This window comes from Streptomyces sp. 8N706 (assembly GCF_052245415.1).
In the GTDB taxonomy this organism is placed as follows: Bacteria; Actinomycetota; Actinomycetes; order Streptomycetales; family Streptomycetaceae; genus Streptomyces.
The window spans coordinates 1-10812 of the sequence record NZ_JBQQBW010000169.1; the positions used below are offsets into that span (position 1 = coordinate 1).

General features: G+C 63.8%; 8 protein-coding genes. 3 read left to right on the forward strand and 5 right to left on the reverse strand.

Annotated features, from left to right (window positions below; genetic code table 11):
- Positions 1-548: 548 nt before the first annotated feature.
- Positions 549-1034 (forward strand): RICIN domain-containing protein, encoded by a 486-nt coding sequence (locus ACTWQE_RS32420; protein ID WP_443332671.1) that lies wholly within the window; start codon positions 549-551, stop codon positions 1032-1034.
- 75 nt (positions 1035-1109) lie between these two features.
- Here ACTWQE_RS32420 and ACTWQE_RS32425 read toward each other — a convergent pair whose 3' ends face one another.
- Entirely contained in the window at positions 1110-1283 is a 174-nt protein-coding gene (locus ACTWQE_RS32425; protein ID WP_443332672.1) for a hypothetical protein, read from the reverse strand.
- 536 nt (positions 1284-1819) lie between these two features.
- Positions 1820-3766, reverse strand: a complete 1947-nt coding sequence (locus ACTWQE_RS32430) for a hypothetical protein (RefSeq protein WP_443332673.1) — start codon at positions 3764-3766, stop codon at positions 1820-1822.
- Between the two features lie 718 nt (positions 3767-4484).
- On the opposite strand from ACTWQE_RS32430, the gene ACTWQE_RS32435 reads away from it, so the two are divergent.
- Complete coding sequence (locus ACTWQE_RS32435; RefSeq protein WP_443332674.1) at positions 4485-5786, forward strand: restriction endonuclease; 1302 nt, start codon at positions 4485-4487, stop codon at positions 5784-5786.
- 238 nt (positions 5787-6024) lie between these two features.
- Entirely contained in the window at positions 6025-7044 is a 1020-nt protein-coding gene (locus ACTWQE_RS32440) for a hypothetical protein (RefSeq protein WP_443332675.1), read from the forward strand.
- Positions 7045-7901: 857 nt separating this feature from the next.
- Here the strand turns inward: ACTWQE_RS32440 and ACTWQE_RS32445 are convergent.
- Genes ACTWQE_RS32445 through ACTWQE_RS32455 form a run of 3 tightly spaced genes read right to left on the reverse strand, consistent with a single transcriptional unit; the run spans position 7902 to position 10458 of the window.
- Positions 7902-9080 carry a site-specific integrase gene (locus tag ACTWQE_RS32445; RefSeq protein ID WP_443332676.1) on the reverse strand — a complete coding sequence of 393 codons (1179 nt, stop codon included), beginning with the start codon at positions 9078-9080 and terminating at the stop codon, positions 7902-7904.
- Positions 9077-9298 carry a helix-turn-helix domain-containing protein gene (locus tag ACTWQE_RS32450; RefSeq protein ID WP_443332677.1) on the reverse strand — a complete coding sequence of 74 codons (222 nt, stop codon included), beginning with the start codon at positions 9296-9298 and terminating at the stop codon, positions 9077-9079. Before ACTWQE_RS32450 ends, ACTWQE_RS32445 begins: the two co-directional genes overlap by 4 nt.
- Complete coding sequence (locus ACTWQE_RS32455; RefSeq protein ID WP_443332678.1) at positions 9295-10458, reverse strand: AAA family ATPase; 1164 nt, start codon at positions 10456-10458, stop codon at positions 9295-9297. Before ACTWQE_RS32455 ends, ACTWQE_RS32450 begins: the two co-directional genes overlap by 4 nt.
- Positions 10459-10812: the final 354 nt, after the last annotated feature.

Here is a 10812-nt window from a genome sequence, read left to right on the forward strand (position 1 = left end):
CCTACGCCTACAACAAGACCGCCGGCAGCGTCGGACGCAAGACACCCGCCTCGATCACCATCACACTCACGCCCCAGCCCACCCCGGCAGACACGGCCAGACCCTAACTTCCCGGTCTTGGGCTTTACCCACCTCCCCGATTCGGGTCCCGCGTCGAGCAAGACCAGGGGGCCACTCGTTCAAATTCCGGGCAGGATCACAGCCTGCCCGAGTTGCCAGCAAGCGTACGGCCCCCTGATCATGCCCGACCCCAAACCGGGCAGGACACCGGCCAAACCCGCTCCGCCGACCTCAGATTGTTGATCCAGTTCCCCGTATCGTCTACTCGAATTTGGTCATTGATCATTTCGCTGAAAAAACCTCACAACCGTTTTTGGGTGCCAGCCGTGTAGAAATCAGGCCGTCGCGTATAAGCGTGTCCTAAATACCTGTAGCAATCTGGGTTATATTTTGGTTTCGTTCAGTCGTCAGGTTGCACTGGTCCATCGATTCCCTGGAGGAATCCGAAGATGCGCAGCTTACATATCCGACGTCCTGGAGCTCTAGTCGTGGCTGCTGCGATGGCTGTAGCGGCAATGCTGACCGGCGCCTCACCAGCCCAAGCCGAGCCCGGGTGGATCCGGGTGAACGCTTTCCACAGCAACCTCGTCGCTACAGTGAAGGACGGCTCGACCGCAAACAGCGCTCAAGTCGTTCAGCAGCCGTTCGCCGATAACGCGTGGAACGGGCAGTGGAGGATGGTCAACAAGGGTAATGAGACGTGGCAGTTCGAGAACCGCTGGAGCCACCAGTGTCTCGATGTCAGGGGCAAGTCAACCGCTGCAGGGGCAGATATCGTGCAATTGCCATGCGATTCCCATCGGAGCCAACAATGGATTCGCTGGCAGGACCCGACGCTGCCTGTTTGGCATATCTGGAACCGTCATTCCGGGATGTACCTGACGGTACAGAACGCGGCGACAAACCCAGGCGTGAAATTCGTCCAGCAACCTTATTCCGCTGGGGCTGCCAATCAGATGATGCAGATCTGGTGAGCAGGCTGAGGAAACGCTAGGGCAGGACCTCGAAACGGCCGGCATGAAGCCTGGCCACGGCTCCCGAACCTCGGATCAGTCTCTGTTGCGCCGCTCCTGCACGGCCACGAAGACCACGGAGGGCACCGCCACGACGGCGAAGGCCACCCATGGGCCAGCCAGCCCGTGCAGAACCAGCACCAGACCGGCGAACAAGATCGAGCCCAGCCCGATCGCGAGGGGCTCATTCTGCTGCTGTTGCCGAACCACGGCGAACCACGGTGACCCTTCCCCGACGTTCCTGTTTTGGCCACCCGCTACGAGATCTCCAAAGCTGGTGCTATACAGCAGGGAAGTACAGCACGTGACCGTCTGACGTGGCCAGTAGACCTCAGCCACTGCCCCGCCCGTAGTTCGCATCGAGAGGATCAGCCCGTGCCACAGGCGTGCCAGATGGAGCGGGGACTCACGGGGAACGGCGGCTGCCAGCGGGGCTCAGATGCCGCAGACACCGAAGCCAGCGTTTCCCAGGTCAGCACCCAACTCGCCCCACCACGCTCCTAAAGCGGTGTTCGTCAAGCCGTGCCCCCGGCGTGCCCGATCGATCGGGGAACCGCGGGGAACGGCGGGCGATCACGGTGCACGGATGCGACGACGGCCCTTGGCCAATCTCCCTGGCCAAGGGCCGTTGACGTGCGGAGGGTGTGGGATTTGAACCCACGGTGGTGTCGCCACCACGACGGTTTTCAAGATCGCTGGTGGGCTTGACAGGGCCATGAGACGCCACCGACCTGCGCTTGAAAGAGTCAGCTCTCAGGGCGCGAGGCGTGGAACCTCTTTCCACCACGTGCTCGTATGCGCTGCTCTACGTTGATCAGCCCCAGCAGCGCCGATGAAAGGGCGATGGGCTCAATCATCTTTTGAACGTCGTTGGCCCCGATAAACTGGGCTTCACCTTCCTCAGTCTTAGTCAATGGGGTGCCGTTGAGCCGCTGAGCGTGGACGACGTGCGCGACAGCTTCCTCCCCGTAGACTTCCTGAACCAGCTCCCGGACCTGGCTAGCATTAGCTTTAGGGTAGAGGTCGGCCCAGTGGGCAAACTCTTGACGGAACACGGGGTGCTGCGCGTTGAGGAAAACAACCCCTTGGTACACCATGCCGTCGACCTCGGCAGTCTCTTTGGGCTCATAGCGGGCTAGGTACCTGGCTTCGTCTGCATCGAACTCCGTCCAGCGATATGCCGGGTAGCCACCACGTACGGAAGTCGGCGCCCCCTTCGCTCGGCCCGTCATGACTGGCGCAAGGATGCGACTCCCAGCCGTACCTCCGGAACCGCCCGAAGTTCCTCGACCTGCGTGCGGGCCTCTATGTGTCGGTCCAGGAGAACCCGCCGAAGAATCAGTTGACTCTCCCGCCATCGTTCCGCCCGGAGTGGCGACCACACGAGAGACTTTAAACCGCGGATTCAGCCTGTCGAGGATACGCGAGAGACTTTTTGCCATCGATGAGCCAGCCTGAGCATCGTCCTTCTGCGCAGCCTCCTTCGCTTTGGACAGCTCCTCAGGGAAGTTGCTGTAGAAGGCGTCCCCCCATCGCTCCCAAGGCAGTTCCTGCCCACCCTTTGCGAACAACATGTGACGGGAAGCCTGCGTCAGCACACCCCAGTCTGTCGGGCGCGCTTCGCTGAATACGGGCGGGCGCACGATAAGCCACGTGCGTCTCATTATCTCGTCGGTTATGCCGAACTGCCTGTACCTGCTCTTGCTACTATCCGCGTGATAAGCCTCTCCCTGATAATCAACGACAACGATTGGATTCTGGGTGATGTAATCACTGGTGAAGCGCACGGGATTTTCCGGCTCCGGCACATAGAACCACTCAGCCAGCGTCCCATGGTCGTCCACTGCGACGGTGCCGCTTACTGCTGATTCAGGAATGAAATGGCGAAGTCCGTATATCCGCCTAGGGCGCCAAACACGAGTGCTACCGTCGGGCAGAGTGACCGTCTTGTCACGTGTTTCTCGACGACTTCCCGGGCGCTTTGCGTAGGAGTTTACAACGGTGGTCTCTATGCGTTGACCACCACGTTCAGGGACGTCGATCAACCGACCATTGAGGTAGCGGACAAGGCCATCGACAGTCTCTTGCCTAGAAGGGTCCGGGTCTCCCATCCAGGTGTCGCTATCAGCCTCCGCGCCAAGCAACACCATTATAGTCCCTGTTTCCATCCAACCCGGACGAATCTTGCTCCAGTCACAACCGTACTTTACATCCGAGAAGGGAGCCACCACCTCCATCATCACGGTGTCGCCGTTCTCGTCTGGAACCTCCCATTCCTTGAGAGTGTAGTTTCCCTTTGAATCTCGGTATATCCAAAGCATTGCACCATCTGGCGTCTCCTCCGTGTAGCTAATTACCACTACACCATGCGGATTCCAAGGCAGAACTGAAGACTTGAATCCTTGCCCAAAATTCTCATCGAATCCAATGGGCTTCCCGCCGCCCCCAAACGCAGTCAAGAACACCGGGAGATCTTCCACCGACATTCCTTCACCATTATCCATGATGGTGCGCCGCAAGACCCCCAAGCGCTCTGCCGCCTGCTCCTCGATACCGAATTCGATTCGAGTCGCGCCGCTCTCCTCAGAGTTCTTCCAGGCCTCGCGGGCCCACTGGTACGAACCGCCTGCCTCGTAGGCCTGCCCCACCAAGTAGTGAGTGACGTTTTCAGGTACATGGACGATTGTTGCCATATCACACTACTTTCTATTCAGCGTTTCGACCGTGGGACTTAGCCGAGTGCGCTCGTACATGAGCCGCGATCACGTTGATTAGTAGATCCGCCTCAACCTCTGAGAGTCTTGCCGGTATCACGAGTTGCGCAGTACGTCCGGTGGGCAAGGTGATCGGAATATTGAGGAGGCCCGGCTCTACAGGCGCCCCCGAGTTGGACCGATCCGGCCGAGCAGGAACCTGCCTATCGGATCTTGGCCCACGCGCTCTCGTTGGCGGCTGCCACGACGCCGGGTCTTCGAGGTACTGAAGGAACGACTCAACAGCCCTACGGAAGACCCTCTCGTAAACCTGCCGTGTTGACTCCTGCAGCCCATCGGCAGCGTTGTAGAAGCGCCGCACAAGATCATCAACGTCCAGGTCGCGAACGCCTACCCCATTAAGATCCCCAAGCGGCTCGAGGAATCGGCGGCAGACCATCGCGTACTGGTCTGACGTTGACTTCTTCATGTGGCCCGAGCGTCCGGCCCACACCCAGAGGTTGATCAACCCCGCCGCCGAGGTTGTGCGTGCATTCATACGGCCCAGTGTGCATATCGGACATATGTCATGCAAGGGGTTGACCGAAGAGATCTTCATCAAACCGGAGGCAATGCAAGTCGTGGAATGAACTCCCATGAACATGGCAATCTCCATGAGACGATCTCTGCAAGGGCAGGTTGGCCTGAGGGGGCACGCGTGGGCAGTAGCTTGCGAATTGGGGATGTCTTGCGTTATACGAGCGCCAAGGACCCGGCGCAACAGCAGATCGATGGCCATGCGAACTTCCACTTCGTCACGCATTCTCCGCTACGCAAGCGTGCCTCGCTGGAAGCTGGCATCAATCCAATGGCGCAGGTTGAGGTGGCTGGCCAACCTCGCCGGCCAGCCGTGCTGATCAGGTCGAGTCCGTGGAAGGCTGGCACCGAGCAGACACCCTGGCATGACGTCTTCGACCTGGACAACGGGCACATCCGCTACTTCGGCGATCACAAGGCCGGGCTCGATGGTCCGCCAGGCAGTACCAAGGGGAACGCGGCTCTCCTCGATGCCTTCAGCGGACACCAGGCACCTACCGATGAAGAGCGTGGCGGTGGAGTGCCCTTGCTGTTGTTCCGGGCCGTACAACGGAACGGTCGAGTCAAGGGATACGTCGAGTTCTGCGGCCTGGGGCTCATCGAACGCGCCGAGCGCCTTGTCCAGTGGGCCGGCCACGAGCGCACCACCTTCACGAACTACGTCTTCGACATCGCTCTTGTCGACCTCACGCACGAAAACGATCAACTGGATTGGGCTTGGATCACCGCTCGCCGGGACCCCAGCGTTCCGGACGAGGAAGCCCTTGCTCTCGCCCCTGCTGCATGGCGCGAGTGGGTGGAGCACGGGCACGCGGCACTGCCACGGGTTCGCCGGCGGGTGGCGCGGGCCAGAGTCAGCAAGGTACAAGAGCAGCGGTGCGCCGCCGGAAGCCAGGAGGAGAAGGACCTACGCACCATCTACAAGTGGTTCGAGGGTCGGAAGCACGACTTCGAGAGCTTGGCTTCAGCCGTCGCAGCGCGTCGGCTTAGAGGAAACGGACACAACTACGTCGAAGGATGGCTGACCAGGCGGTCTGGTGACGGAGGAGCGGACTTCGTCGGTCGACTCGATCTTGGGACTGGCCTGGCCGGTGCCAGCCTCGTCGTCCTCGGGCAGGCCAAGTGCATCAACCCCGGGAGCACGGTGTCCGCCGAACAGATCGCCCGTGTGGTAGCCCGACTGCAGCGAGGATGGATCGGTGTCTACGTCACTACCGGCGCCTATTCGGAGGCAGCTCAGCTCGAGATGGTCGAGGACCAGTACCCCGTCGTGCTGATTGGTGGCTCGGAACTCGCACGGGACCTCCGGGGAATTGCCCGAGACGACCACGGAGGAGACTTGGAAGCCTGCATAGAACACATCCTCAACCTCAGATCGGTCACGGTTACCAACCGGCGCCCTGAAGAGATCCTGCTCCAGTAGGAGCGGTGTCGACTCGCGTCGTGCAGGACGACGCCGAGCAGGACCGTCAGCGTGGACTATTTGTGGACAGAGCACCACTCGACACCGCTGCGTGGCACTGTGACCAGCTATGACGCTGGGAGACGAAGCGGCCTCCGGAGCCGTGTGCCGGCAACGCCTACCCCTGCAGCCACATGCGGCAGCGAAGGGCCGGAAACCGCCGCGTCATCCGACTTTCGTGTGGGGAAGGATGGGTTCGTTGACCGGTCAACAGCAAGGGGGCTGCATGGCGCGGAGGCACGACACCGACACGATCCTCAATGAGCTTGGAGAGGTACGGCGGGTGCTGGATGACCCCGCTATCGGACTGGCAGCGTTTCACCAGGACCAGGACGAACTTCGCCGCAAAGTGCTTGAGACCGTGGCCCTTGGCACGACCGGGCTGCGCGAGGAAAACCGGGAGCTGCGGCGCCGCCAGGAGAAGATGCTCAGCGACTTGGCGGATACGCGTACCTCGATCGAGGCCCTCCGGCGCGAGATTGCGCAGGCGCAGACGGTGGGTGCACCGCTTCCCGCCACCGCTGCAGCCACCGTGACATCGGTCGGGCTCGCGGGGCGCGAGCCGCGGAGTCTGGAGGCAGGATCGGACAGCAAAGGCACCAACGGGTGGAAGGAAGAAGCGGTGCATGAGATGTCGGCCACTGGTCCAGCTGAACACGGTGATGGTGAGAAAGAAGAGCAGCAGGCCGAAGCCCCCTCTACCCCTTCGGCGCCGGGGGAAGGGGCGGCGGCCGCGCCTACTGAGGCCGAGCTTGGGAAGGGAACGCCACCGGAGACACAGGAGCAGGAGCAACGCACCACGTCCGCACCAGCCGATGGGGACGAGCACCGGCAGGCCGACCTGCACAGGCACACGGACAGCTTGCTCTCGGCAGCGTCCATCGCGTCGGCTCGCCTGATCTGCCACCGGGATGCCTGGGAGTTCGTTATCGAGCAGACCGGCCAGCACCCACACTTCCGGATACCGGACCGCATCAGCGACGCCGGTGACGGCCAGGTCGAGACGTTCCTGTCGGGACGGTCGCTGCTGGCGGTGCTAACCACTATGCGGGCGCTCTACAACGACCAGTCCCAGGACATGGCCACCTGGGCGCTAGCCAGCGCGGTATACCGGCGGACCCAGTACGCTGTCGCCGCCGCCACCGGGACTCGGTCCGACGGAGGTGAGGTGACGACCATCGTCCTGGACGACCGTCCCGCACCCGCCGACACCGCCTGAGACCAAGATTCCCCACGACGGCCTCGCGGACTGCCCGGCGATTTCGTCCGCCAGTTACGGTGATGCCCCATCCCTTCCGGGTTCATCCGGGGCAACACGAGGCGCACACTGAGTTTTGCTCACATCAGTTCCTTGCTGCGGCATCTGTCGAATGGCTGTCGAAGCTGCCTCGGGTGCACCGGTCAAGTACGGCAACCGCAGGCCAAGAGGCGTACGGGGCTCGAAGCAGCAGGCGCCATCTAAGTGCTCTGCCCACTCAAGACAGAAGGCGCGAGAGCAACGTGGTCGCCCCCTCGCTAAGCCGTTCGGTGCTCAAGTTCGAGGGGGGATCCGGCCCGCCCGCTTGTCCGCCAGGAAGAGCTGCACAGGGTCTCCGCCCCGCATGCCCACCAGCGTTATGTAGTAGTGGTCTAACTCCCGCGCACAGCGGGCACATACCCACCCGTACACGGGCTTCTCCGTCCTACATGCCGCTCCGCACCGTTCACAGCCTCGACGATTGCTGCCACCCGTTGTCCCAGTCATGGCCCTGATTCTGGCGAGCTGTCGTCTGCCCGGACAAGGACGCCGATCGGCCACCAGTGACGCAATAGCCCGTTCACCCGGGACGCTAGGGTTCTCCGGAGCCGCGTCTGTGGGGACCAGTTGGGGACCACACGCTGTGCACGCAAGCGAACAATGCCAGCTCAGCCGAACACGTCCACGTGCATCAGGTGCCCCCTGAACTCGGGAAACCCTTGTACCGATCAGCTGGGGGTCAAGGGGTCGCAGGTTCAAATCCTGTCGTCCCGACGGTGCAGACGCAGGTCAGGGGCGGTATCTCTTTACGGGGTGCCGCCCCTGACGCGTGTGCGTGACTAACTGCGTGACTGTCGGTCCGCGTCACCACCGAAGATGCGGTCCATCGCGACCGCCCCGGACTGGACGACGGGTCGGATCTGCTTCCGGTAGACCTCCTCGGTGACGGCCGTGCTGGAGTGGCCGACAAGCCGCGAGATCTCTTCGAGGGGGATGCCACGGTCCGAGAGCAGCGACACGAAGCTGTGCCGCAGCTCGCGCGGCGTCCATTCCGCTGGGGTCAGCCCGTCCACGCCTTTGATCGCCTGGCGGAAGGCCCGGCGGCTGTTCGCGGCGTCCAGGGGAGTGCCGACGGCCGAAGTGAACACCAGCCCGTGCTCCCGCCAGCGGTCCCCAACGTCGAGCCGCTGCCATCCCTGGAGCTCGCGGTGCATGCCCAGCGCCTGTATGCAGCGCTCCGGCAGTGCCAGCGTGCGCCGGGACTTCCGCGTCTTGGTGTCGCCCCCGGCCCGCACAGAGCGCCACACCGCGATGTGGGGCGGGACCACGGGAGACACCGATGTGTCCCCCTCCAGATCAACGTGGTCCCACGTCATCGGCCGAAGTTCCTCTGTGCGCGCGCCAGTAAGAAGGGCTACCACGATGTACGCGTGCAGCGCCGATCGTTCCGACGCGATGAGCACGGCCTCAGCCTGGTTGAACGTGAGCGACTTGGAGGGCCGACCTTCCAACCCTCGCGGGATGGAGCAGAGTTCCACCACATTGCGTTTCACTTTGTCCCTGGCCATGGCCCGTTTCACCGCGCGGTTGAGACATGAGTGCATGAGCCGAAGTGTCCGTGTGCTGTGGGTCTTGGCCTTGCTGGCAAGCCACTTGTCCACGTCGTCGGCGCTGAGGTCCCGTAGCTTGTGCTGGCCCAGCGCGGGCACGACGTGCTTGTCGCACATGCTCCTGTAGTTGCTCACGGTGTCCTTGTCGAGAGCCGCGAGTCCGTACGTGAGCCAGTCGTTCACGGCGTCCCGCACGGTGTAGCCCGTCGGCGCGATGGCGAGCCCGTCCTCGTAGTCACGCAGCACCTCCTTGAGCTTGGCTTTCGCCTCGGTCTTGGTCCGGACACTGCCGCGCTTCACAATGCGCTTGCCGCTGCCGTCGTAGCCGAGGCTGGCAGTGGCGATCCATCGCTGACGTTTCGCGTCCCAGTGAAGTCCGCCGTCTCCCCTGCTGCGGCGACGAGTCATCGTGTCTCTCCTGCCTCGCGCTCCAGGAGCGCGACGTACTCCGTGACGGCGGACGCGGGGATGAGCCGGGTGCGCCCCTCCTTGACGAAGCGGAGGCGGCCCGTGCGCATCAGGTCGTAGATCACGCTCCGGCTTTGTCCCAGCACGCGCACGGCGTCAGCCACGCGGTAGAGCAGCGGTTGGGCCAGCTCGATTCGTTCGGCTGCGCTGACGCTCACGGTGTCCTCCGTTCCGGCTGGGGCACGTCATCGGCACCGGACAGCCGGACAGCGCCGGTGGCGGGCTGTCCGGGTAGTTCGGGCTGGTCAGGGGTGGTAACCGGACAGTCGGACAGCTCAGACACCTCCGCTGTGTCAGCGTGCTGCGCGTCGCTGTCCGGGTAGTAGCGGCCGGATGCGTCCTTGCTGAGCTGGCCGTCAGCGGCCATGCGGGAGCACGTCCGGCGGATTGTGTCCGCGTCCACATCCGGGAGCACGCCTGCGAGGTCCTTCGGACGCGCGCCAGGGTGGGCGCGGACGTGCCGGAGAATGGCGGACCGGGTGTCGCCGATGGTGTGGTCGGCAGCCGGGCCGTCCAGCAGTTGCCAGGCGCCGGCGGCGTGGAACTGGAGCGCGTATTCGGCTTCGTCCACGTCCCGGCCGGTGACGTGCAGCACGCCGTCGGCTTTGCCGCGTGCGCGCTTGAGGACGAGCGTGGCGTCAGCGGCTCCGGCGAGCCCGTTGGTGCCGGAGACCTCCGAGAGGAAGTCATCCGATCCGGCCTTGCGTACGTGGTGCACGAGCACGACGGCGACGCCGTAGTGATCCGCGAGACGCTTCGCGTGACCTACGGTGGCATAGTCGGCGTCGTAGGCGGACGCGCCGGATGCGGACGCACCCCGCATCTTCGCGAACACGTCGATGACGACCATGCGCGCATCCGGGTTGCGGTCCAGCCATCCCGCGATGGCTTCGTTCCCGCCCTGCGGAAGCGGCGGGCACGACGTCACCAACGTGAGTCCAGGCGGAGCCGGTTGACCGCCCAGGATCTTGCCCATCCGGGACTGGAGACGACGCGGCGTGTCCTCCAATGCGAGGTAGAGCACCGGGCCGCCCTGCACGGGCACGGAGTCCAGGGCGGTTCCGCCGGCCGCGACTGACAAGCCGAGTCCAAGGCTCATCCAGGACTTGCCGACCTTCGGCGGACCGCAGAGCAGATTGACGCCTTCGGAGAGGATGCCTGGCACCGCCCACCGCGGTTCGGGGAAGGTCGTAGCCATCAGCTCCGAGGCGGTCCAGGCGGTGCGCATCCGCTCGCGCGAACCGCGCTCCTTCGGAGCCGGGGCGGGCTGCTCTCCGACGGAGTACAGGTGTTGCGGGGACAGCGGGTTGCCGGTCATGCGGCCACGCTCCTTGGACGGTTCGCCCCTGCCCGGAGACCGGACGCGATGGTGCGGGCGGCCTCGCGCTCGTGCTGGCCGCTCTGGACGGCGGCGGCGGTGAGCCAGTCGGCCTCTGCGGCGCGGCCTGCCTCCTGTCTGCGTCCCGGCTGGCCGCGCTCGGCGGCTGCGGGCCTGAAGTGGGAGAAACCCTCCGTGGCTGGGGCGGTCGGCTCCACGGCTTTAGGCCAAGACCGGGAAGTTAGGGTCTGGCCGTGTCTGCCGGGGTGGGCTGGGGCGTGAGTGTGATGGTGATCGAGGCGGGTGTCTTGCGTCCGACGCTGCCGGCGGTCTTGTTGTAGGCGTAGGGCGACA